This window comes from Janibacter limosus, assembly GCF_004295485.1.
GTDB lineage: Bacteria > Actinomycetota > Actinomycetes > Actinomycetales > Dermatophilaceae > Janibacter > Janibacter limosus_A.
Genome location: NZ_CP036164.1, coordinates 1,524,303 through 1,547,474, shown reverse-complemented (window position 1 = coordinate 1,547,474; position 23,172 = coordinate 1,524,303). Strand labels below are relative to the sequence as shown.

20 protein-coding genes are annotated in these 23,172 nt (G+C 70.8%); 10 read left to right on the top strand and 10 right to left on the bottom strand.

Features of this window, described 5'->3' with window-relative positions; all coding sequences use genetic code 11:
• Positions 1-22 precede the first annotated feature (22 nt).
• Positions 23-1,141: a 50S ribosomal protein L11 methyltransferase gene (locus tag EXU32_RS07440; RefSeq protein ID WP_130629331.1), complete on the top strand. Its 1,119-nt coding sequence runs from the start codon at positions 23-25 to the stop codon at positions 1,139-1,141.
• A 1-nt stretch (position 1,142) separates the two neighbouring features.
• Here the strand turns inward: EXU32_RS07440 and EXU32_RS07435 are convergent, their stop codons facing one another.
• Complete coding sequence (locus EXU32_RS07435; protein WP_130629330.1) at positions 1,143-2,282, bottom strand: cysteine desulfurase family protein; 1,140 nt, start codon at positions 2,280-2,282, stop codon at positions 1,143-1,145.
• A gap of 31 nt (positions 2,283-2,313) precedes the next feature.
• Between EXU32_RS07435 and EXU32_RS07430 the strand changes: the two genes are divergently transcribed.
• The 3 genes from EXU32_RS07430 (at position 2,314) to EXU32_RS07420 (ending at position 5,382) form a co-directional block, all read left to right on the top strand.
• On the top strand, positions 2,314-3,153 hold the full coding sequence (locus EXU32_RS07430) for a PhzF family phenazine biosynthesis protein (RefSeq protein WP_130629329.1): 840 nt from the start codon (positions 2,314-2,316) through the stop codon (positions 3,151-3,153).
• A gap of 27 nt (positions 3,154-3,180) precedes the next feature.
• Positions 3,181-3,402, top strand: a complete 222-nt coding sequence (locus EXU32_RS07425) for a superinfection immunity protein (protein WP_242612921.1) — start codon at positions 3,181-3,183, stop codon at positions 3,400-3,402.
• Between the two features lie 294 nt (positions 3,403-3,696).
• Positions 3,697-5,382: an ABC-F family ATP-binding cassette domain-containing protein gene (locus EXU32_RS07420; RefSeq protein WP_130629327.1), complete on the top strand. Its 1,686-nt coding sequence runs from the start codon at positions 3,697-3,699 to the stop codon at positions 5,380-5,382.
• 40 nt (positions 5,383-5,422) lie between these two features.
• Here EXU32_RS07420 and EXU32_RS07415 read toward each other — a convergent pair whose 3' ends face one another.
• The 5 genes from EXU32_RS07415 to EXU32_RS07395 are packed head-to-tail and all read right to left on the bottom strand — an operon-like array spanning position 5,423 to position 12,328.
• The gene (locus EXU32_RS07415; RefSeq protein WP_347400295.1) at positions 5,423-7,357 is read right to left on the bottom strand and encodes an acyl-CoA dehydrogenase; all 1,935 of its coding nucleotides are present in this window, start codon (positions 7,355-7,357) and stop codon (positions 5,423-5,425) included.
• A gap of 59 nt (positions 7,358-7,416) precedes the next feature.
• Positions 7,417-8,664: an acyl-CoA dehydrogenase family protein gene (locus EXU32_RS07410; protein ID WP_130629325.1), complete on the bottom strand. Its 1,248-nt coding sequence runs from the start codon at positions 8,662-8,664 to the stop codon at positions 7,417-7,419.
• A complete protein-coding gene (locus tag EXU32_RS07405) occupies positions 8,661-9,725 on the bottom strand; it encodes a phosphotransferase family protein (RefSeq protein ID WP_130629324.1) in 1,065 nt (354 codons plus the stop codon). The genes EXU32_RS07410 and EXU32_RS07405 overlap by 4 nt, the downstream gene beginning before the upstream one ends.
• Positions 9,718-11,364 carry a class I adenylate-forming enzyme family protein gene (locus EXU32_RS07400; RefSeq protein WP_130629323.1) on the bottom strand — a complete coding sequence of 549 codons (1,647 nt, stop codon included), beginning with the start codon at positions 11,362-11,364 and terminating at the stop codon, positions 9,718-9,720. Before EXU32_RS07400 ends, EXU32_RS07405 begins: the two co-directional genes overlap by 8 nt.
• A gap of 7 nt (positions 11,365-11,371) precedes the next feature.
• Complete coding sequence (locus EXU32_RS07395) at positions 11,372-12,328, bottom strand: cyclase family protein (RefSeq protein ID WP_130629322.1); 957 nt, start codon at positions 12,326-12,328, stop codon at positions 11,372-11,374.
• Positions 12,329-12,479: 151 nt separating this feature from the next.
• Here EXU32_RS07395 and EXU32_RS07390 point away from each other — a divergent pair, with 151 nt between their 5' ends.
• Positions 12,480-13,394, top strand: coding sequence for a helix-turn-helix domain-containing protein (locus EXU32_RS07390; protein ID WP_130629321.1), 915 nt, complete (start codon positions 12,480-12,482; stop codon positions 13,392-13,394).
• Here EXU32_RS07390 and EXU32_RS07385 read toward each other — a convergent pair.
• From EXU32_RS07385 to EXU32_RS07375, 3 genes are read right to left on the bottom strand one after another with little or no spacing between them, the layout of a single operon-like run.
• Positions 13,391-14,803: an MFS transporter gene (locus tag EXU32_RS07385; protein WP_130629320.1), complete on the bottom strand. Its 1,413-nt coding sequence runs from the start codon at positions 14,801-14,803 to the stop codon at positions 13,391-13,393. The two genes, EXU32_RS07390 and EXU32_RS07385, sit on opposite strands and share 4 nt — an antisense overlap.
• The gene (locus EXU32_RS07380) at positions 14,800-16,176 is read right to left on the bottom strand and encodes a M20/M25/M40 family metallo-hydrolase (RefSeq protein ID WP_130629319.1); all 1,377 of its coding nucleotides are present in this window, start codon (positions 16,174-16,176) and stop codon (positions 14,800-14,802) included. The genes EXU32_RS07385 and EXU32_RS07380 overlap by 4 nt, the downstream gene beginning before the upstream one ends.
• 9 nt (positions 16,177-16,185) lie before the next feature.
• Positions 16,186-16,863 (bottom strand): TetR/AcrR family transcriptional regulator, encoded by a 678-nt coding sequence (locus EXU32_RS07375; protein ID WP_242612920.1) that lies wholly within the window; start codon positions 16,861-16,863, stop codon positions 16,186-16,188.
• A gap of 125 nt (positions 16,864-16,988) precedes the next feature.
• Here EXU32_RS07375 and EXU32_RS07370 point away from each other — a divergent pair, with 125 nt between their 5' ends.
• From EXU32_RS07370 to EXU32_RS07355, 4 genes are all read left to right on the top strand, one after another.
• Entirely contained in the window at positions 16,989-18,278 is a 1,290-nt protein-coding gene (locus EXU32_RS07370; RefSeq protein ID WP_130629317.1) for an acetyl-CoA C-acetyltransferase, read from the top strand.
• Between the two features lie 34 nt (positions 18,279-18,312).
• Positions 18,313-19,650, top strand: coding sequence for a 3-oxoacyl-ACP reductase (locus EXU32_RS07365; protein WP_130629316.1), 1,338 nt, complete (start codon positions 18,313-18,315; stop codon positions 19,648-19,650).
• Entirely contained in the window at positions 19,650-20,495 is an 846-nt protein-coding gene (locus tag EXU32_RS07360) for a MaoC/PaaZ C-terminal domain-containing protein (RefSeq protein WP_130629315.1), read from the top strand. Before EXU32_RS07365 ends, EXU32_RS07360 begins: the two co-directional genes overlap by 1 nt.
• A 96-nt stretch (positions 20,496-20,591) precedes the next feature.
• Positions 20,592-20,957: a VOC family protein gene (locus tag EXU32_RS07355; protein ID WP_130629314.1), complete on the top strand. Its 366-nt coding sequence runs from the start codon at positions 20,592-20,594 to the stop codon at positions 20,955-20,957.
• Here EXU32_RS07355 and EXU32_RS07350 read toward each other — a convergent pair.
• On the bottom strand, positions 20,930-21,772 hold the full coding sequence (locus EXU32_RS07350; RefSeq protein ID WP_165399604.1) for an MOSC N-terminal beta barrel domain-containing protein: 843 nt from the start codon (positions 21,770-21,772) through the stop codon (positions 20,930-20,932). The two genes, EXU32_RS07355 and EXU32_RS07350, sit on opposite strands and share 28 nt — an antisense overlap.
• Between EXU32_RS07350 and EXU32_RS07345 the strand changes: the two genes are divergently transcribed.
• A complete protein-coding gene (locus tag EXU32_RS07345) occupies positions 21,771-23,096 on the top strand; it encodes a M20/M25/M40 family metallo-hydrolase (protein WP_130629312.1) in 1,326 nt (441 codons plus the stop codon). The genes EXU32_RS07350 and EXU32_RS07345 overlap by 2 nt on opposite strands.
• The last annotated feature ends 76 nt before the right edge of the window (positions 23,097-23,172 follow it).

Below are 23,172 nucleotides of genomic sequence, written 5' to 3'. Positions count from 1 at the left end.
CAGCACCTAGACTCGCGTGACCATGGACAACATCAGCTGGGTCGAGGACGGGGCCGATCGGCTGACCGGGTGGCACTCCGAGAGCGGCGCCCCCGCCCCGACCAAGGTCGTCGTCGCGCAGGACGCCCTGACGGCGGACACGGCGATGCGCATGGTGCGCGCCGGGACCGCGATCCTCTGGCGCGGCGACTACCACAACGCCCGACAGCTGCTCAAGGCCCTGGATCGTCGCGTGCAGCGGCGCACGGCTCGCCGTGAGCGCGGCGGGGTGACCTTCGCCGACCACCGCGCCGTGCGCACCGAGCGCGCCACCCTCCTGGGCCGGCTGCTCGTCGAGCTCGAGGCGGACCACTCGCTCGACCTGCGCCGCGCCCCTGACGTGCGTGCCGCGTCCACCGCCGCCTACGGCGAGCCGAGCGGCAAGGTCATCGCCCTCACCGAGCTCCTCGGGGTCATCGGTGCCCACCAGTGGCAGGCGAAGGGGGTGCACGTCCCGGGGCTGGGGGAGAGCGTCCACCCCGGCTACGGCGTCTTCTCGCCCGTGCGGGGCGAGTACGTCGACCTCGTCGTCAACGCGCCCCTGGGCGACCCGCTCCCGCAGACCGCCTTCGACCTCGGCACGGGCACCGGTGTCCTGGCGGTCGTCCTGGCTCGGCGAGGCATCGCCCGGGTCGTGGCCACCGACATCAACCCGAGGGCCGTCACGAGCGCGAGCGACAACATCGCCAGGCTCGGCGCCTCGGAGCAGGTGACCGCGGTCGAGGCGGACCTCTTCCCCGAGGGCCGCGCCGACCTCGTCGTGTGCAACCCGCCGTGGCTGCCGGGCGAGCCGACCTCCGCCCTCGAGGCGGGCATCTACGACCCGGGGTCCGACATGCTCCGGCGCTATCTCAGCGGTCTCGCCGACCACCTCGAGCCGGGCGGCGAGGGCTGGCTGGTCCTCTCCGACCTCGCCGAGCGACTCGGGCTGCGCACGCGTGAGGAGCTGCTCGGCTGGGTCGCCGATGCCGGGCTGGAGGTCGTCGACCGCCTCGAGACCGTGCCGCGCCACGGGCGGGCGAGCGATGCCAAGGACGCGCTCCACGAGGCCCGCCGTGGGGAGATCACCTCGCTGTGGCGGCTGGCCGCAGTCACGGGCTGAGTCACCCGGTCGGTGCGTCGTCACCCCGGATCGCCTCGATGATCCTCGACGCCGCGTGCTCGATCTCGTCGCGCGTCGTGGACCTGCCCAGGCTCAGCCGCAGCGCACCGAGCGCGACGTCGTGGTCGATCCCCATCGCCAGCAGGGCGGCTGACGGCGTGTGGGTCCCGGCATGGCACGCGCTGCCGGTGGAGGCCGACAGGCCGCTCATCGACTCGAGCAGCTGAGCGCCGACCTGACCGGGCACCGCCACCATGAGGGTGTTGGGCAGGCAGCGCTCCACGGGTGAGACCCGGACGAGGCCCGGGACGGCAGCGCCCAGCCGGTCCCACAGCAGGTCTCGCAGGGCGCTCTGCCGCACCGCCTCCGTCGGCAGGAGCTGCGCTGCGAGGTCGGCGGCAGTGCCGAGCCCGACGATGCTGGCGACGTCCTCGGTGCCGGGGCGGATTCCCCCTTCCTGCCCGCCGCCACGGATCACCGGCGCGAGCGGCGTGCCACGACGCACGTAGAGGGCACCGACCCCCTTCGGTCCGTAGAGCTTGTGCCCGGCGATGGACAGCAGGTCCACGCCGAGGTCGTCGACCGCGACCGGGACCTTGCCGATGCTCTGGGCCGCGTCCGCATGCACCACGCCACCGGCCGCGTGGATGCGCTCGGCGAACTCGGCCATCGGCTGGAGAGCGCCGGTCTCGTTGTGCGCCAGGATCAGCGTGCCCAACCCGACCGGGCCAGAGGGGATCTCGTCACTGCGGACCCGGCACTCGACGTCCACCGGGAGCTCCTGGACGACCCATCCGTGCTGGGCGGCGAGGTGGGCCAACGGCTCCGCCGTCGCTGGGTGCTCGATCGCAGAGGTCACCGCCACGTGGGTCGCGGCGACGGCAGCGCTGCCCCGGATGGCCAGGTTGTTGGACTCGGTGCCTCCGGAGGTGAAGACGACCTCGTCGGGGTGCGCCCCGATCACGGCAGCGACCTGCTCGCGGGCCCGGTCGACGGCGGCGCGGGCCGTGCGGCCCTGTGGCGACGCGCTCGACGGGTTGCCGAAGTGCTGCGTGAGGTAGGGCCACATCGCGTCCGCGACCTCTCTCGCGATCGGGGTCGTGGCGTTGTGGTCGAGGTACACGGCGGCGTGGTCGCTCATGTCTCCATCCTGCCTGCGCGATGATGACGGCATGCCCCGCACCCGCCCCTTCGCCCAGGTCGACGTCTTCGGCTCGCAGCCCTACCGCGGCAACCCGCTCGCGGTCATCGTCGACGCGGACGGTCTGAACGACGAGCAGATGCAACGCGTCGCACTGTGGACCAACCTCTCCGAGACCTCCTTCGTCCTGCCGCCCACGACCAGCGCCGCGGACTACCGGGTGAGCATCTTCACCCCCTCCCGGGAGCTCCCCTTCGCCGGGCACCCGACGCTCGGCACGGCTCATGCCTGGCTCGAGCACGGTGGTGTCCCTCGTGCGGAGGGCCGCGTGGTGCAGGAGTGCGCTGCGGGCCTGATCGACGTGCGAAGGGGGGAGGTCGGCCTGGCCTTCGCTGCGCCCCCGATCGTGCGTGAGGGGCCCGTCGGCGAGGCCGACCTCCAGATCATCTGCGAGGGGCTGGGGATCGGACGTGAGGCCGTCGTGTCGCACCAGTGGGTCGACAACGGACCCGGCTGGCTGGCGATCCGGCTCGCGAGCGCCGATGACGTGCTGGCTCTCGAGCCGGACTGGTCACGGCTGCGGGGGTACAAGCTGGGGTTGGTCGGGTTCCACCCCACTGGGGGCGAGGCGCTCTACGAGACCCGCGCTCTGGTCGGCGACCTGGCCGTCGAGGACCCGGTCACGGGCAGCCTCAACGCGAGCATCGCCCAGTGGCTGATCGGCACGGGAGAGGCCCCGCAGCGCTACACCGCGACCCAGGGGAGCAGGGTCGGCCGCGAGGGTGTCGTCACCATCGACGGCGACGACGACGGGGCGGTCTGGGTCGGCGGGGCGACCACCACCCTGGTCCGGGGAACCATCAGCCTGTGACCGTAGGCTGGCGGTATGCCTCGCATCGTGACTGACCAGAAGACGCGCGTCGTCAGCGCTCCCGTGGCGATCATCGTCGCCATCCTCACCGCCGGCTACATGCTGCCGTGGGCCATCGCCGCCGTGCGCGGCACCCACAACGCGTGGTCGGTCTTCTGGATCAACCTGCTCCTGGGCTGGACCGTCGTCGGCTGGATCATCGCCCTGGTCATGTCGATCAAGGAGCACCGCATCCTCGCCGTGCGCTGACCCGCATCTCCTTGAGGTCGTGCGCCCGCGGGTGCGCATCTCCTTGAGGTCGTGCGGCCCTGAGTGCGCATCTCCTTAAGGTCGTGCGGCCCTGAGTGCGCATCTCCTTGAGGTCGTGCGCCCGCGGGTGCGCATCTCCTTAAGGTCGTGCGCCCGCGGGTGCGCATCTCCTTAAGGTCGTGCGCCCGCGGATGCGCATCTCCTTGAGGTCGTGCGCCCGCGGATGCGCATCTCCTTGAGGTCGTGCGGTTAACCCGTTGGTGAGGACGTCGCGATGGGGGATGATCTCCCTTCGTGGGACATGTCGACGTGGCCGGTGTCAGGTACGAGCTCTCCGACGGGCGGGTGCTGCTCGACGAGGTCTCCTTCCGCGTCGGCGAGGGCGCCAAGGTCGCGCTCGTGGGGGCCAACGGCGCGGGCAAGACGACCCTGATGCGGATCATCACCGGTGAGCTGACACCGCACGCCGGGGCGGTCGCCCGCACCGGTGGGCTCGGCATCATGCGGCAGCACGTCGGGGCCGGGCTGGGGGAGGCGCCCACCGTCGCCGACCTGCTGATGTCGGTCTCTCCCAAGGCGGTCCGCGACGCCGCCGCCGAGGTCGACCGGCTCGAGCTGCGCCTGATGGAGACCGAGGACGAGCGCACCCAGATGCAGTACGCGACCGCGCTGTCCGACTACGGCGATGCCGGCGGCTACGACCAGGAGGTCGTCTGGGACGTGTGCACCATCGCCGCGCTCGCCGTCCCCTTCGAGCGGTGCAAGTACCGGGAGCTGTCCACGCTCTCCGGTGGTGAGCAGAAGCGGCTCGTGCTCGAGTACCTCCTGCGCGGGCCCGACGAGGTGCTCCTGCTCGACGAGCCGGACAACTACCTCGACGTCCCCGGCAAGATCTGGATGGAGGAGCAGATCCGCGCCTGCGACAAGACGATCCTCTACATCAGCCACGACCGTGAGCTGCTCGCCAACACCGCGACCCGCGTCGTCACGGTCGAGCTCGGCAGCGCCGGCAACCGCGTCTGGACGCACCCGGGCGACTTCGGCAGCTACCACGAGGCCCGTCAGGAGCGTTTCGCCCGCTTCGAGGAGCTGCGCAAGCGCTGGGACGAGGAGCGCGCCAAGCTCAAGGCGCTGGTGCTCATGTACAAGCAGAAGGCCAAGTACAACTCCGACATGGCCACGCGCTACCAGTCCGCGCAGACCCGACTGGCCCGATTCGAGGCCGAGGGGCCGCCGTCCGAGCAGCCGCGCGAGCAGAAGGTGACGATGCGCCTGCACGGCGGCCGCACCGGCAAGCGCGCCGTCGTCTGCGAGCGACTCGAGCTGACCGATCTCATGCAGGCCTTCGACCTGGAGGTCTGGTACGGCGAGCGAGTGGCCGTGCTCGGGTCCAACGGATCGGGCAAGTCGCACTTCCTGCGGCTGCTCGCCGCCGGTGGCACCGACCCCGAGATCGACAACCTCCCGGTCGGGGAGGCGCACATCGCTCCCGTCGCGCACACGGGCCTGGCCCGGCTCGGCGCGCGGGTGCGCCCGGGCTGGTTCGTGCAAACGCACGAGCACCCGGAGCTGGTCGGTCGCACGCTGCTGGCGATCCTGCACCGTGGCGACGACCACCGCTCGGGTCTGGGGCGCGAGGCCGCCAGCCGGGTCCTCGACCGCTACGAGCTGGCCCACCAGGGCGAGCAGGTCTTCGAGTCGCTGTCCGGCGGTCAGCAGGCGCGCTTCCAGATCCTGCTGCTCGAGCTGTCCGGCGCCACGCTGCTCCTCCTCGACGAGCCGACCGACAACCTCGACGTCGAGTCAGCCGAGGCGCTCGAGGAGGGCCTGGACGCCTTCGAGGGGACGGTCCTGGCCGTCACGCACGACCGCTGGTTCGCCCGCGGGTTCGACCGCTACCTCGTCTACGGGGCGGACGGTCGGGTGCGCGAGACCGACGGCCCCGTGTGGGACGAAGGCCGGGTCGTCCGCGCGCGGTGAGGTCGCTCCCTTCGGGGAGGTCTGCTCAGACTCGGCGCCCTCAGAACGTGGCGAGGTCCGCCATCATCTCGGTCGTCAGCCAGGCGTCGGGAATGCCGAAGCCGGCGACGAGCGTCGCGGCGTGGGGCCGCAGCTGACCGCACAGCTCGTTGACCCGGGCCACGACTCCCTTCGACTGGCTGGAGCTGAGCCGGCCGTGCTCGATGAACCACGCCCGGTTGGCCTCGACGGTGCTGAAGACGAAAAGGTCGCACACCTGGTCGAGCAGGTCACGACCCGGTCCCTGCGGTGCCTCGTCGATGGCGCTGACGAAGGCCTCGAGCGTGACCCGGTCGACGTGGGCGCGGGCCGCCTCGAGCAGGTGGTCCTGGGCGTCGTTGAAGACCGCGAAGGAGTCGGCGTCGTCGTCGCCCGCCCGGCGCAGCCGCATGGCGAGCGTCTCGGTGAGGTGCGACTCGCGGTCCTCGAAGACGGCCAGCTGCCCACCACGGTCGAGCAGCGCGTCGTCGCCGTCCTTGCCCGGGGCCCCGGAGATCAGACGCTGGATGAGCGAGCCGCCGATGGTGCGCTCGATGACCGACGTGGTCACCTGGCGGGCCCCGAAGAGGATCGCGCCGCGGGTGTCGAGCTCCTGGAAGTCGCTCTTGTACTCGGTGAGCATGCCCTTGGCCACGAGCTGCAGCAGGACCGTGTTGTCGCCCTCGAAGGTGGTGAAGACGTCGGTGTCGGCCTTGAGGTCGGCGAACCGGTTGAGCGTCATGTAGCCGGCTCCGCCGCAGGCCTCGCGGCAGGCCTGGATGGTGTCCGTGGCGTGCTCGGTGATGATCGCCTTGAGCCCGGCCGCGCGGGCCTCGAGCTCGCGCTGGGAGGGCTCGTCGGTGATCTCACCCGAGTTGATGGCGGCCAGCTTCTCCACCAGGGCGTTCTGCGCGAGGGCCAGCGCATAGGACTTCGCCAGGCGAGGGAGCAGCTTGCGCTGGTGGGCGCGGTAGTCCATGACGACCACCTCGTGCTCCCCGTCGGGGTAGTGGAACTGGGTGCGCTGCAGGCCGTAGCGGACGGCGATCGTCAGGGCGCTGCGGGCGGCGGCCCCCGCACCGGCGCCGACGGTGACCCGACCGCGCACGAGGGTGCCGAGCATGGTGAAGAAGCGGCGGTTGACGCTCTCGATGGGGGAGGAGTAGCGACCCTGCTCGTCGATGTCGCCGTACCTGCCCAGCAGGTTCTCGCGCGGTACCCGGACCTGGTCGAAGAGGAGCCGGCCGTTGTCCACCCCGAGCAGCCCCATCTTGGAGCCGCAGTCGCCGATCGTCACACCGCGAAGGGGGGAGCCCGCCTCGTCGCGGACTGGGACGAGGACGCAGTGCACGCCGTGGTTCTCCCCACCGACGACGAGCTGGGCGAAGACCGCGGCGAGCCGGGCGTCGCGGGCGGCTCCGCCGATGTAGTCCTTGCGGGCGGCGGGCGAAGGGGAGTGGATCACCAGCTCGTCGGTCTCCGGGTCGTGCGTCGCGGTCGTGAGGATCGACTGCACGTCGGAGCCGTGGCCGGTCTCGGTCATCGCGAAGCAGCCCGGCAGCGACAGGTCTGCCATACCCGGCAGGTAGCGCTCGTGGTGACGGTCGGTGCCGAGGTTGGCGATCGCCCCGCCGAAGAGGCCGAACTGCACGCCCGCCTTGACGAAGACCGACAGGTCGCCGTGCCCGATCATCTCCAGACCGGTGACCGAGGCGCCGACGTCGCCGGTGCCCCCGAGGGACTCCGGGAGGGTGGCTCGCACCAGCTCGGTCGCACTCAGGCCGGTGACGAGGTCCAGGGTGCGTTGGCGGTGCTCGTCCAGCCCCAGTCGCAGGTCGGGCTGCGCGACGGGGAAGCGCTCATCGGCACGCAGCTGCTGCCTGATGGACTCCCACCGGCCGTCGAGGACGGCCCGGATCTGCTCGGCGACAGGGTCCTTGGTCTGCTCGGCGCTCATACCTCGCATCGTCGCAGATCGCGTCTGGGCATGGGTCCTAGGAGCACCCGAGCCCCTCGTCACCGCGGGACGACGACCTCTCCCGGCGGCAGGTCGGGCTGGCGGCCGAGCTCCGCTCGGGCCAGCGAGCGCAGGTGCACCTCGTCGGGTCCGTCGAAGAGGCGCATCGCCCGGTGCCAGGCGTACATGCTGGCCAGCGGCGTGACATCGGTGATGCCTGCACCGCCGTGCACCTGGATCGCGCGGTCGATGACTCGAGTGGCGGCGCGCGGCACGGCGATCTTGGCCATGGCGACGAGGTGACGCGCCTCCCGATTGCCCTCGGTGTCGATCACCTGGCACGCCTGGTGGCAGATGAGACGGGCCTGGGTGATCTCCAACCGGCACTCGGCGATCTGCTGCTGGACGACACCCTGGTCGCTCAGCGGACCGCCGAAGGCCATGCGGCTCTGCGAGCGGGCGACCATCAGCGCCAGTGCGCGCTCGGCCGCGCCGAGGGCCCGCATGCAGTGGTGGATGCGACCGGGTCCGAGCCGCAGCTGCGCGGCGGCGAAGCCACCCCCTTCGTCCCCGAGGAGGTTGGTGACGGGTACGCGCACATCGGTGAGCTCGACGATCGCGTGACCGTGCTGGTCGTGGTGGCCGAAGACGGGCAGGTCCCGCACGACCCGCACGCCGGGGGTGTCCATGGGGACGACGATCATCGACTGCTGCCGGTGGGTCTGCGCGTCGGGGTTGGTGCGCCCCATGACGATGAGGACCCGGCACCGTGGGTCCATCGCGCCGCTCGTCCACCACTTGCGGCCGTTGATCACATAGGTGTCGCCATCGCGCACCATGATCGTGCGGATGTTGGTCGCGTCGCTGCTCGCGACCTCGGGCTCGGTCATCGCGAAGGCCGACCGGATCCGCCCGTCGAGGAGCGGCTCGAGCCACTCCTTCTGCTGCTCCGGGGTGCCGACGAGGTGGAGCAGCTCCATGTTGCCCGTGTCGGGTGCCGCGCCGTTGATCGCCTCCGGTCCGAGCTCGAGGCTCCATCCGGCCAGCTCCGCGATCGGGGCGTACTCGAGCTGGGTCAGACCGGACTCGGCGGGGAGGAAGGAGTTCCACAGGCCGAGCACCTTGGCTCGTGCCTTGAGGTCCTCGAGGACGGCTGGAGGGTCGTGCAGGTCGCCCGCTGCGCGCTGACGGGCGTAGGTGGCTTCCGCCGGGAGCACCTCGTCACGCATGAAGTCCTGCATCGTGCGGCGCAGCTCCTCGGCGCGCGTGGAGGGCGGGGGCAGCGGGAGGGGCGCGTTGTTGCTCATCGTCGTCCTCGGGTGTGGAGGCCGGCTGTCCCGGCCGTTGCGGAGTCGAGCAGGTGGGGCACGAGTGGGCCGAGGCGGTCGAAGCCATCGCCGACGGTATGCCCGGCGTCGTGCCGGTGGCGGATGCCCTCGAAGATCGCGGCGATCTTGTAGGAGGCGAAGTCGAGGTACCAGTCGAGCCGACTCAGGTCGAGGTCGGACATCTCGGCATAGGCACTGACGAGGACCTCGCGCGCCGGATAGCCCGGGACGTCGCCGGGGTGAGTGGCGACGGGGGAGTCGAGATCGCGCATGCCGTCCCACCACACGAGGGTGTTGGCGACGTCGGCGAGGGGATCCCCGCGGGTGGCCATCTCCCAGTCGAGGACCGCGTTGATGCCTCCGTCCGCGTCGACGACGACGTTGTCGAGTCGGTAGTCGCCGTGCACCAGGCTCGTACGCTGCGTCTGCGGGAGGGCCCCGCGCAACGCGTCGGCGATCGCCTCGAAGCGTGGCAGGAGGGGCGAGCTGATGGACGCGACCTGACGCAGCCACCGATCGAGCTGCCGCTCGAGGTACCCGTCGGGTCGGCCGAGATCGCCCAGGCCGACCTCGTCGGGGACCACGTCGTGGAGGGACGCGAGCGTCCGCATGAGCTGCCTCGCGAGGTCCGCGGGCTGCGCCACGGAGAGGAGCTGGTCGCGCTCCCTCAGGATGCTCCCTTCGGCGAAGCCCATGATGTAGAAGGGCGCTCCCAGGACGCTCTCACCCTCCCTGCCGGCCAGGTGCACGGGCCGTGGGACCGGGACGCCGGTGGGGTGGAGGGCGTCGATCATCCGGAACTCGCGGCCCATGTCGTGAGCGGTCTCCAGGACCGCCCCGAGCGGCGGCCGGCGCAGCACCCAGCGGGACCGCCCGTCCGTGAGCAGATAGGTGAGGTTGGAGCGCCCTCCCGAGATCAGCGATGCGCGCAGGCGAGGGTCGCTGATCTCGGGCACCTGCTCGCGCAGGTAGGGGCGGAGGCGACGAAGGGGGAGACCCGGCAGGTCCTCGTCGCCGAGCGTGGTCGACAGGTCACCCACGAAGCTGCCTGCGCAGGATCTTGCCGGTGACGGTCTTGGGCAGATCCTCGATGACCTCGACCTGGCGGGGGTACTTGTACGCCGCCATGCGCTCCTTGCAGAAGGCGATGATCTCCTCCGGATCGGCGTGCTGACCGGTGCGGAGGCTGACGAAGGCCTTGACCGTCTCACCTCGCTTGTCGTCAGGGACACCGACGACGGCCGCCTCCCGGATCGCTGGGTGCTCGGCCAGGACGTCCTCGACCTCGCGCGGCCAGACCTTGTAGCCAGAAGCGTTGATCATGTCCTTCTTGCGGTCGACGATGAAGATCCAGCCGTCCTGGTTCATGAACCCCACGTCGCCGCTGTGCAGCGCGCCTCCGGGCATGGAGGCGGCCGTCTCGTCGGGCTTGTCCCAGTAGCCGGCGACGACCTGGGGTCCCTCCGCGACGATCTCGCCGACCTCGCCGAGCGGGAGGTCCCGCCCGTCGTCGTCCTGGATGCGCACGATCGTCGAGGGGACGGGAACGCCGACGGACAGCGCTCCCGAGGTCGGGTCTACCGGCGATGCCGCTCCGAAGGGGGTGAGCGTCATGGGACTCGTCGTCTCGGTGAGTCCGTAGGCGTTGTGGACCTGCCGGTCGGTGGCCTCCAGGAAGCGCCGCTCGGCGGTCGGCGAGATCGCCGCGCCCCCCGAGTAGACCGTCTGCAGCGACGAGAAGTGGTCCTTGGTGAAGTCGGGGTGGTCGAGCAACGCGTTGAAGGCGGTGATCGCCCCGATCGTGCATGTGGGCCGGTGCCGCACGAGGGTGTCGAGCATGACCGCGGGATCGAATCGGTAGGCCAGCACGAGCGGCATCGGGGCGAGCATGCTGATCGCGATGTGCCCGATGAGCCCGGTGATGTGGAAGAGCGGGGCGATCGCGAGCACCGACCCGCCGGGGGCGAACATCGCGCAGTCGCGGTAGACCATCGCGGTGAAGACGACATTGCCGTGGGTGTTCATCGCTCCCTTCGGCTGGCCGGTCGTGCCCGAGGTGTAGGTGAGGAAGGCGACGTCCTGCGCGGTCGGCTGCACGGCCGGCGGTGTCTCGCCCCGGTGACGCTCGATCAGCGCCGCAAGGTCGGTCGTCCCCTCGTGCCGCCCGCGGGTGGTGCCCGCGAAGAGCCGCTCGTCCGCCTCGGTCTGGTGCTCGAGCTCGCTGGTGGTCAGGACCAGACGTACCGGGGACTCAGGGACGACCTCCCGGGCGATCTCGTCGTACAGCCCCTCCTGGGCGAGCAGGACGCTCGCGCCGGAGTCCGCGAGCAGGTAGCGCAGCTCGCGCTGCCTGCTCATCGGGTTGATCGACACGAGCATCCCGCCGGCCTTCCACGCAGCCACCATCGCGATGACGAACTGCGGGATGTTCTGCAGGTAGACCGCCAGACGATCGCCGGGGGCGAAGCCCTCGGCCAGCAAGCCGCAGGCCAGAGCATCACTCATCTCGTCGAGCTGCCGGCGGCTGATGACCCCGTCGAAGTACCGGATGGCATCTCCATCCGGATCGCTCGCCACGCCTGCCCGGAACATCGCCAGTGCGGAGTCGTGCTCGGGCTCGAGCGTGGCAGGTTGGTCCCCGTAGAGACCAAGCCAGGGCTGGTCGTCGTATGCGGTCATCCTCGCCTCACTTGATGACGATGGGGTTCACGGGGGCCCCGCTGCCGCGGTGGACCTTGAGGGGGGCGGCGGCGTAGAAGAACTCGTAGACCCCGTCGTCGGCACAGTCGGCCGCGAGCTGCTCGAGATCGACGATCTCGGTGAAGGCGATGCCGAGGTTGCGCATGAGCGCGTTGTGGAGGGTGAGCGCGACGCCGGTGTCGGGGTCGGTCGTGACCTCGTTGGCGATCGTGTCGGTGACGAGGTTGGGGATCTCCATGTCGGCGAACCACTGCACCAGCTCGGGGCTGTACTGCAGGCCCGGCTCGCAGAAGTCGTCGTAGAAGGCGTCACCGAGCTCGAAGAAGAGCGCCAGGTAGTTGGTGCGGATGACGATGATGTCGCGCTTGCGCAGCTCGACGCCCTGCTGCGCCGCGCATGCGATCAGGTCCTCGTGCGTGTAGGTCTCGGCCGAGCCCAAGGCGTCCTTGTCGCGGTAGCGGGCCATGTCGAGCAGAACCGCCCGGCCCACGACGCCGCGGTCGGCGATCGGCCGCACGCTCGCCTTGTCCATGCCGCCGACGGTGGTCCGTGCGTCGTAGCCGTTCCACAGCTTGCCGCCGTACCAGACGTGCCCGAGGGCGTCGTACTGCGTCGACCCCTGCAGGAAGGCCTCGATCTTGTCGTCCGCGTAGTGCAGGCCGCCGGGGAAGGCTGGGGCGTCGTCGCTGTCCCAGGTCGACTCGTCGAGGAGCTGGGTGCGCACGGCCGGCTTGCGACTGGGCCAGACCGGATCACCCTTGGGGTCACCGATGAGACGCTGGATGGGGAAGACCTTGCCGGTGCGGATGAGGCCGGCGGCCGCGATCACCTGCTCCGGTCCGAGGTAGTTGAGGCTGCCCACCTCGTCCTCGGGCCCCCACTTCCCCCAGTTCGACGGGGCGTCCTTGAGCAGGTCGGTCAGGTCGGGTGCGGGGTTGGTCATGGCTCCTCCTTGAGCACGGACTTCCAGAACAATCACTTGGTCCATCACGGGACATCACTACCGTGGCTTCGGGCAGTAGCGTTGTCAACGACAACTCTGTTCAGCGGATCTGAACACCGTGGACACCATCTCGGGCGGAAGGGAGGGGCAGATGCAGCAGAGCGCGGAGCCCTCGCTGCACCGCAGGGCGCTCGGGCGGGCCGTGCGCGAGCTGCGGCGACAGCGTGGCCTGACGGTCCGGCAGCTGGCCCACCAGATCGGCGTCAGCATCGGCACCGTCAGCGCGATCGAGAACGGCCGCGTCGGCATCTCGTCGGAGCGGGTCGTGGTCCTCGCCGACGCTCTGGGTGTGCGGGCCGATCGGCTTCTCGTCGGCATCGCGGAGCCGATCAGAGACGAGCGCTGGGGCACCACGCCCGCCGGGCCGGGCCCTGCGGGCCACGGCGACTGGCACCACTACGAACCCCTGGAGCTCGACCCGGCACTGCGGGGAGCCCTCGCGAGTTTCCTCGAGGTCGGCTACCACGGGTCGACGATGCGCGGGGTCGCGGAGCGTGCAGGTCTGTCGGTCGCCGGTCTGTACCACTACTACTCCGGCAAGCAGCAGCTCCTCGTGGCCATCCTCGACCGGACGATGGAGGAGCTGCAGCGGCGGACCACGGCGGCGAGCGACGCGGCTCACGACCCATGGACCCGGTTCGCGCTTCTCGTCGAGTGCCAGGCGCTGTTCCACAGCCACCGCCGCGAGCTGGGCTTCATCGGTGCTACGGAGATGCGCAGCTTGGCGGGCCCGGCGCGTGAGCGCATCGCCAGAGTTCGCCGCGAGGAGCAGGCCAAGATCGACGCGGAGGTCATCGCCGCCTCGCTCGCCGGGGCCTTCGGCACGCCCCGCCCACGGGAGGCAGCTCGTGCCGTCGTGACCATGTGCACCGCCATCCCGCAGTGGTACCGGCACGGCGGTGGCATGTCTCCCGAGCAGGTGGCCGACTCCTACGTCGACTTCGCGCTCGACCTCGTGCAGTGCGAGCCGGCGCTGCGGCCCCAGCCGAGCGAAGCGTCCGGCTAGACCCGCGCAGCCTCGGTGTCTGCCACCGGCAGTCGGGAGAGGGCGAGTGCGGCCAGCAGCGCCGACCCGGCACAGATGCCCCACACGACCAGGTACCCCGACAGCGGCGCGTGCCCGGCGGCCGGGTCGGAGATGCTGCCGGTGGAGGACAGCGCGACGGCGAAGAGCGCGGAGGCCACGCAGCCACCGACCGTCTTGGTGGCATTGGTCAGGCCGGCGGCCTCGGCGGTGCCTCCATGGGTGGCGACCGCCGCCGCTGCTGCCGGGAGCGAGGCGACGAGGGCGCCGGAGCCCACACCCGCGATGCCCATGGCGAGCATCGCGTGGACGAGCGCGCCGTGCAGCGGGATGAAGGTCGCGTAGCCGATGGCCACGAGGACCGCGGACGAGACGAGCATCCACCTGACCCCGAGTCGACGGGCGGCGAAGGGGGAGAGCAGCGCGCCGATCGCCATGCAGACGACGTAGAGCCCGATGAGGTTGGCGATCGACGCGGCGTCCACCCCGAGCCCGTAGCCGACCTCGGCCGGGTCGGTCCGGGCGAAGGTCGACAAGGGGATCTGGGCCCCGAGCACGCTCATGCCGAAGAGCGCCGCGGCGAGCTGGACCGGCCACATGCCCGGTGCGGCCAGGGCCCGCACGTCGATGAGCGGCGACGCGCTGGCGCGCTCCACGCGCACGAAGACGTGGAGGACCACGCAGCCGGCCACGACGAGTGCCCACGCGAGGAGGCTTGCGAGCCCTTGCAGCCGGACGACCACCAGGCCACCGAGCACGAGCAGCAGACCGAGGCTGAGCAGCCCGGTGCCCGGCAGGTCGAGCCGCCCGGTCGCCGGCGCGGACTCGTCCCGCACGCCGAGGACGATGGCCACGAGCGCGACGGTCGTCGCTGCCGCGGGGACCGCCAGCAGGCCGGTCATGCCCAGGGCCGGTTGCAGCGCACCGGCGCCCAGCGCGCCCGCGATGACACCGACCTCGAGGGCCAGCACGAGCAGGGCGGCGCCCCGGCGAACGAGCGCAGGTCGGTCCGGGGCATCCCGGGAGCGCTCGTGGAGGATCGCGATCTCCATCGGCAGCCACACGGTGTACGCCCCCTGCAGGGCCCAGCCGATGAGGAAGGTCCAGAAGCCCGGTGCGAAGGCCACCAGCCAGCCTCCCGCCGCAGTGATCAGCGTCGCGATGATCAGGACGCGGCGGTGCCCGTGCAGGTCACCCAGCCGTGAGAGGACCGGCACCGCGAGTGCCGCCACGATCAGCTGTGCGGCCTCGAACCAGTTGACGTCGCCGTCGGCGATGTGGAGGTGGTCGGCGATGTCGCTGTAGATCGGTGTGTAGTAGCCCTGCAGGATGCCGGAGGCGATCTCCACCGCGGCCAGGAACCCGACGATCCGCCAGATCGTGGGACTCATGCGGTGGCGCCGGAATGGTCGGTCGTGCCACCGGCCAGGGAGTCGAGCAAGGTGCGGTACCAACGGATCCCGTCGAGGAAGTCGTCGACGCCGATGCGCTCGTCATGGCTGTGGATCGACTCGCGCTGCTCGGGGCTCATCCGGAAGGGAGCGAAGCGGTAGACGCGTGGGCAGATGCGGGTGAAGTGCCGTGAGTCGGTCGCTGCGTACATCACGTAGGGGACCGGCACCGCCTCCGGGAAGACTGCGGTGATCGTGCGCTCGAGGAGCGCGAAGGCCGCGTCGTCGACCGGCGACACCGGGCTCGGGTCGTGCTCCTCGGCCACCTCGACCTCGATGTCCTTGCCCACGATGCGCCGGATGCGCTCGGTCGCGGCCGTGGTCGTCTCGCCGACGGCGATGCGCAGGTTGAGCCCGGCCCGCACGGACGTCGGTGTGACATTGATGGCGGGCGAGCCCGACAGGGTGGTCACCGCGATCGTCGTCCGGGCGAGTGCGGCGGCCTCGGGACCGGCCGCGACCATCAAGCGCGCCAGCGCGGTGGGGAAGCGCCCCGCTCGCTCGGCGACCGGACGGACGGGTGCGGGCAGGTGGGGCGCGAGGCGTCGCAGCATCTCCACGGTCGCGGGGGAGAGGTGGGGCGGGAAGGGGCGGCGCTCCAGCCGGGTGATGGCGGCGGCCATTCGGGCGGCGGGACCCCCCTTCGCCGGTCTGGAGGCGTGCCCGCCGCGACCGCTGGCGGTGAGGCGAAGGGAGAGGACGCCCTTCTCCGAGACCCCCACGACCCCGAGCGGGCGGGTGACGCCCGGGAAGGCGCCGGAGGCGACGGCACCCCCTTCGTCCAGCACGAACCACGGTGCCACGCCGCGCGATCGCAGGATCTCGACGGCACTGCCGGCGCAGCTGCCCATGACCTCCTCGTCGCTGCCGAAGGAGAGCCAGACCTCGCGTGCTGGGCGTTGCCCGTCCGCCAGCAGGGACTCCACCGCGGCGATGACCGCCACGAGCTGGCCCTTGTCGTCGAGGGTCCCGCGACCCCAGACCGCACCGTCGACGACCTCGGCAGCGAGTGGCGGATGCGCCCAGCGGCTCTCGTCCCCCAGGGGAACCACGTCCATGTGGGCCATCAGCACCACAGGGTCGGCAGCGGCCGTGGGCGAGTCGGCGTCGGCCGCAACCCGGATCAGCAGACCGTGCGGCGGAACGTCGACGACCTCGCCCATCTCGTGCGTCAGGGGGAAGTGCTCGCGCAGCAGTCGGCGCAGCTCGACGAAGGGAGCAGGATCGGTCAGCGCGGGGTCATCGGACGCGACGGTGTGCAGGCGCAGCAGGTCACGCAGCGCGGCGACGCCGGGGTGGTCGGTCGTGGACATGACCAGACACTACTCGTGAGTACTGTGCCGCCACGCGATCTTGATGCCCGACCAGGCGAGGTCGGTCAGCTGGTCGGTGAGCTCCTCGCGGGCGAGGTCCCCCGCGAGGCCGGCGAGCCAGGCATCGGCGCCGGCCCGGACCAGCCCGACGAGGGAGTGGCCCCACAGGCGGGCCGGAGCCGGGTCGTTGCCGCGGTCGACGAGTGCGGCCGAGATGAGGTCGCTGATCTGCCCGGCCATCTTGCCGGTGGCACTGGCGACGGCCTGGGCAGCGTTGCCGGACTTCTCGGCGCCGACGATGGGGGCCGAGACGATGAACCGGTAGAGCTCGGGGTCGCGCTCGACGAGCTGCAGGTAGGCGTCGATCGCGGCGCGGATGACCGACCGTGGGTCCAGGTCGAGGGCGCTGAGCCCGGCACCCTTGGCCGTCTCGCCCAGCACCGTCCCGATGTCGCGCAGGATCAGCTCGTCGACACGGTCGGCGACGGCCTGGTACAGGCCGTGCCGGTCGGTGAAGTGGCGGTAGAAGACCGTCTTGGAGGTCCCGGCCTCGGCAGCGATGTCGTCCATGCCCACAGAAGCGCCCCGCGTGCGGATGGTGCGGATCGCCGACTCGACGAGCGTCTTGCGTCGCTCCTGACGATGCGCCTCCCAGCGGGCGCTGCGGCCGTCGGTGGTGGTGCTCACAATGCTGGACGGTAGCAGGTACTAGCGGTACCTGCTACCGTCCGTATCGTATAAGTGCATGTCTGGGACCAAGGGCACACGCCCTGGTCCAAAACCAACTCCAACTCATGACCAGGAGACCCGTGGTGACCAACAACCTGCCGCGTCGTGCTGCCGTCCTCGGTGGCAACCGCATCCCCTTCGCCCGCCAGTTCGGGCCCTACGCCGAGGCGTCCAACCAGGACATGTTCACTGCTGCCCTGGACGGCCTCGTCGCCCGCTACAACCTCGGTGGCAAGCACCTCGACGAGGTCGTCGGCGGTGCGGTCATCAAGCACTCCCGCGACTTCAACCTCACCCGTGAGTCCGTGCTCGGCTCCGCCCTCGCGCCGACCACCAGCGCCTACGACCTCCAGCAGGCCTGCGGCACCGGGCTCGAGGCCGCCATCCTGGTCTCCAACAAGATCAAGCTCGGCCAGATCGACGCCGGTGTCGCCGGCGGCGTCGACACCGCCTCCGACGCGCCGATCATGGTGAGCGAGTCCCTGCGCAAGAAGCTGCTCAAGGTCAACCGCGTCAAGGGAGCCAAGGCGCAGGCCCTCGCCCTCGCCAAGATCCGCCCGACCGATATCGGCATCTCCACGCCGGCCAATGTCGAGCCGCGCACCGGCCTGTCGATGGGCGACCACATGGCCATCACGGCCAAGAAGTGGGGCGTCACCCGCGAGGCGCAGGACGAGCTGGCCATGAAGAGCCACCACAACCTGGCGCGGTCCTACGACGAGGGCTTCCAGGACGACCTCATGACGAGCTTCATGGGTGTCTCCCGGGACCAGAACCTGCGCGCCGACTCCTCGATGGAGAAGCTCGCCAAGCTCAAGCCGGTCTTCGGCAAGGGCGATGACGCGACGATGACCGCAGGCAACTCGACCCCGCTGACCGACGGTGCGTCCGTCGTGCTGCTGGGCTCCGACGAGTGGGCCGCCGAGCAGGGCCTGACCCCGCTCGCCTACTTCGTCGACGGCCAGGCCGCCGCGGTGGACTACGTCCACGGCGCGGAGGGCCTGCTCATGGCTCCCGCCTACGCCATCCCGCGGATGCTCGAGCGTCAGGGCCTGACCCTCCAGGACTTCGACTACTACGAGATCCACGAGGCCTTCGCCGCGACGGTCCTGTCCACGCTCAAGGCCTGGGAGAGCGACGAGTGGTGCCGCGAGAAGCTCGGCCGTGACGGCGCGCTCGGCTCCATCGACCGCGACAAGCTCAACGTCAACGGCTCCTCGCTGGCTGCTGGTCACCCCTTCGCCGCCACCGGCGGTCGGATCGTGGCCTCGCTCTCGAAGATGCTGCACGCCAAGGGTCCGGGCAGCCGCGGCCTGATCTCCATCTGCGCCGCAGGTGGACAGGGCGTCGTGGCCATCCTCGAAGGCGCCTGAGCCTTCCCCGAACGCACTCAAGGAGACAACCCACATGGGATTCGAGTACGGCAAGTTCGTCAGCTCTGGTCTGGGCAAGCAGATCGCCAACACCCTCGGCCTGCCCCGGCCGACCACCCTGCGTCGCCACAAGGTGGGCGCACCGCTCATCAACGGCGCGGTGCTCCTCGCCGGCCACGGTGACGCGCCCGTCGCCGCTGCGCTGACCGAGGTCCTGTCCGCCGACGGCGTGCAGATCGCCACCTCCCCGTCGACCTCGGTCGCCGGTGTCATCGTCGACATGACCCAGGCCAGGACCCCGGCCGACCTAGAGACCCTCCGGGGGATCCTCGCCCCGGCACTGAAGACGCTCGCGCCCACGGGACGGGTCATCGTCATCGGCCGTACGGTCGCAGACACCGACGACGTCGCCGAGGCCGCGGCCCGCCGTGCCCTCGAGGGCATCGTGCGCTCCGTCGGCAAGGAGATGCGCGCCGGCGGCACGGCCAACATGGTCTACGTCGCCGAGGGCGCGGACGCCAACGCCGAGGCCGCGGTGCGCTTCTTCCTCTCCGGACGCTCCGCCTACGTCTCGGCGCAGGTCGTGCACGTCGGTGACGCCGTCGCCGACATCGACCTGCCGCAGAGCTGGGACGCCCCGCTCGAGGGCAAGGTCGCCGTCGTCACCGGCGCGGCCCGCGGCATCGGCGCGGCCATCGCCGAGGTCCTCGCCCGCGACGGTGCGACCGTCGTGTGCGTCGACATCCCGGCCGCTGGCGGCCCGCTCGCCGACGTCGCCAACAAGATCGGTGGCAGTGCGCTGCAGGTCGACGTGACGGCCGAGGACGCAGGCACCAAGATCGTCGAGCACGCCGCGCAGCTGCACGGTGGCTTCGACATCGTCGTGCACAACGCCGGCATCACCCGGGACAAGCTCCTGGTCAACACCGACGCCGACCGCTGGGGCTCGGTCCTCAACGTCAACCTGCTGTCGATCCTGAAGATGAACGAGGCGCTCGTCCCGGCCATCAACGAGGGTGGGCACATCGTCAACGTCTCGTCCATCGCCGGCATCGCGGGCAACCGCGGTCAGGCCAACTACGGTGCGAGCAAGGCCGGCGTCATCGGCATGACCTCGAGCCTGGCCAAGGACCCGCAGGTCCTCGCCAAGGGAGTCACCGTCAACGCGGTCGCGCCCGGCTTCATCGAGACCGAGATGACCGCCAAGATCCCGCTCGCCACCCGCGAGATCGGCCGCCTGACCAACTCCCTCTCCCAGGGTGGTCAGCCGGTCGACGTCGCCGAGACGATCGGCTGGTTCGCGTGGGACAGCAACCGCGCGATCACGGGTGACACCGTGCGCGTGTGCGGTCAAATGATCCTGGGCGCCTGATGGCCGTCACGACCGTCAAGAGCATCCCGGCACTGGGTCCGATCTACGCCAAGGCCGCACTTCCCGGCAAGACCACGGGCAAGACGCTGCCGGACACGCAGCTGCGACTGGTCGGCCACTCGGTCGACCGGGGCGACCTGCTCCAGTACGAGCGGATCTGCGGCTTCAACAACAGCGACGTGCTGCCGCACACCTACCCGCACGTCGTGGGATTCCCTCTGCAGATGCAGCTCATGGCGGGCAAGGGGTTCCCCCTGCCCCTCATGGGTCTGGTCCACGTCGAGAACGTCATCACGGTCCACCGTGAGATCCGCTTCGACGAGGCTCTCGACATCACCGTGTCGGCGGACAACCTGCGCGCCCACCCCAAGGGCAAGGTCGTCGACCTCGTCACCGAGGTGGACGTCGACGGGGAGCGGGTCTGGGAGGGTCGCGCGACCTATCTCGCGCGCGGTCGCGGCGATGCCGAGGCCGAGCGCGGCGAGCAGCCGCCGGCGATCCCGACCGGGCAGGCAGCCGCGAAGTGGAGCCTGCCGGGCGGCCTCGGTCGCACCTACGGCCTGGCCTCGGGTGACATCAACCCGATCCACATGAGCGCGGTGACGGCCAAGGCGATGGGCTTCCCCCAGGCCATCGCGCACGGCATGTGGACCTATGCCCGGGTCCTTGGTGCGATCGGTCCCGTCACGAGCGGTCCGAGCACCAGCCACGTGTGGTTCAAGAAGCCGGTCCTGCTCCCGGGCAAGGTCGACTTCGTGATCGACAAGGGAGGAGACCAGGTGGTGGCCGGCCTGCGCAGCACGCGCAAGCCGGAGACCGAGCATCTGGTGCTCACCCTGAGCTGATCCCGGCTCGACGAAGGCCCGTACCGCATGGGGGTACGGGCCTTCGTCGTGCCCGGAGGGTGGCGGCTGTCACACCCCGGTGCCATGCTCGAGGACATGGCACACGGAGACATCACACACATCGACATCCCGGTCGCCGACACCCAGGCGGCCACGACCTTCTACAGCGGGCTCTTCGGCTGGCAGATCGCGGAGATCCCCGGCTACGAGGGCTATCCCATGTGGCAGGCGCCCAACAAGATCAGCGGCGGCGGGCTGGCACCGCGAGGCGACGGCTTCGAGCACCCACGCTCCTATGTCGAGGTCGACTCGATCGAGGACACGCTGGCCAAGGCCACAGCGGCCGGTGGCTCGGTCGTCATGGACAAGTCACAGATCTCGGAGACCAGCTGGTTCGCCGTCCTCGCCGACCCCGATGGCAACCACATCGGGCTCTACGAGGGCACCACCGACGCGAGCTGACCCTCGCTCCATCCGCCGCCCGTGACGGCAACCCGATCCCCGGTCAGGACCGTGCCCGGGACGAGCACGTCCGCGTCCACGCCGAAGGGGAGCAGCCCGACCGGGCGCGGCCGGCCCGCCAGGGTGGCCAGGTGTGTCCGGTCGAGTCGTCCGGTCGTCGGGTCGAGGTCGATGACTCGGCACCGGGGGATGGCGGCGCGTACGCGCACCACGGCTCCACCGACCGCGAGCACCGTGCCCGGGTCGGGGTCGCGCTCTGCGTCGATGGTCACGGTGGCGCGGAACCGCGCGGACTCCTGCTCGGACAAGGACGCGAGGGCGCCCGTCGTGACGATCGAGACCGGCGCGCCGTAGACGACCTCGCCGCGGCGGCTCGTGCGGGCCAGACGCACCTCGCGCCCCAGGTGCCGTCCCAAGAGCTGCGCATGGCGTGAGGTCATGATCTCGAGCCGGGCATCACGACCCCAGTAGTCGCACACGAGCTCCTCACCCGTGGCGCCGGGGACCTCTGAGACGACCCCCTGCCCGGGCGCGCCGACCGTGAGGGTCGACCCGTCCCACGCCGCGTCGACGAGCAGCATCCGCGGGTTGTCGACCGTCCGCAGGACGTGGGGCCGGTCGGCCTCGACGAGGCAGAAGACCCGGTCACCCTCAGGGCCGGAGGGACCCAGGGCGACCCGCTCGAGCGTGGCGTGCCGAGCGCCCTTGAGCGGGGTGAGGCCGATCCGGGTGACGTGCATCCGGTCAGTCAACCAGTCGGTGCTCCTCGGCCGACGGTGGTCGGCCCGCCCGGGCCGCACGTAGGCTGCGGGCATGAGCGAGATCACCGCGCCCGAGCAGGAAGTCGTGCGCATCTGCCGCGACCTGCTGCGCATCGACACGAGCAACTACGGACCCGGCCACGACGGTCCGGGGGAGCGGGAGGCGGCCGACTACGTCGTCGCCCAGCTGCGTGAGGTGGGCCTGGAGCCGCAGGTCTTCGAGTCCGACCCCGGCCGCACCACGGTCGCGGTGCGCATCCCCGGCGCCGACCGCGAGCGGGGTGCGCTGTGCATCCACGGGCACCTCGACGTCGTGCCGGCCAATGCCGAGGACTGGAGCGTTCCCCCCTTCGACGGGGTGGAGCGCGACGGGTGCCTCTGGGGGCGCGGCGCGGTCGACATGAAGGACATGGTCGCGATGATGCTCGCGTGCGTGCGGCAGCTGGCGCGCACCGACACGGTGCCGCCGCGGGACCTGCTCTTCGTCTTCTTTGCCGACGAGGAGGCCGGGGGAGTCCTGGGCAGCCAGTTCATGGTCAAGGAGCACCCCGAGGTCTTCGAGGGCGTCACCGAGGCGATCAGCGAGGTCGGCGGCTACAGCGTCACCGTCGAGGACGCGCAGGGTGAGCCGCGTCGGGCCTACCTGCTGCAGACCGCGGAGAAGGGGATCGCCTGGCTGCACCTCGAGGCCAAGGGCACCGCGGGGCACGGGTCCGTCCCGACCTCGGACAACCCGATCGTCCACCTGGCGGAGGCGATCTCGCGGATCGATGCCCACAAGTGGCCGCGCGAGTTCATCGTGTCCGTCCGCGGGCTGCTCGACGGGCTCTCCGAGCTCACCGGCGTCGGCTACAGCGACGAGGACGCCGAGGCGCTCCTGGAGCGCATCGGCCCGGCCGCCGGTTTTGTGCGAGGGGCGCTGCAGGACACGGCAAACGTGACGATGCTCGACGCCGGCTACAAGCACAACGTCATCCCGCAGACCGCCTCCGCCGCCCTGGACTGCCGCTTCCTCCCCGGTCACGAGGAGGACCTCATGGCGACCATCCGCGAGCTGGCCGGCGAGCACGTCGAGGTCGTCGTCGACCACAAGGACATCTCGCTGGACTCCCCCTTCGAGGGGGACCTCGTCGACCGGATGCGGTCGGCACTCCTGGCGGAGGACCCGGACGCGGCGATCCTGCCGTACTGCCTCTCCGGTGGGACGGACAACAAGGCGCTGTCCACGCTCGGCGTCACCGGCTACGGATTTGCGCCGCTGCGCCTCCCGGCGGACCTCGACTTCGCACCGATGTTCCACGGCATCGACGAGCGCGTGCCCCTGGAGTCGCTGGAGTTCGGCGCCAAGGTGCTGTGGCGTCTCGTCGAGGACTGCTGAGCCCGGATCCACCGATGAAGTGTCGGTGACGTAGGGAATCGTGCGGGTCGGAACAGGCGAATGCCCCTCCGTGCGA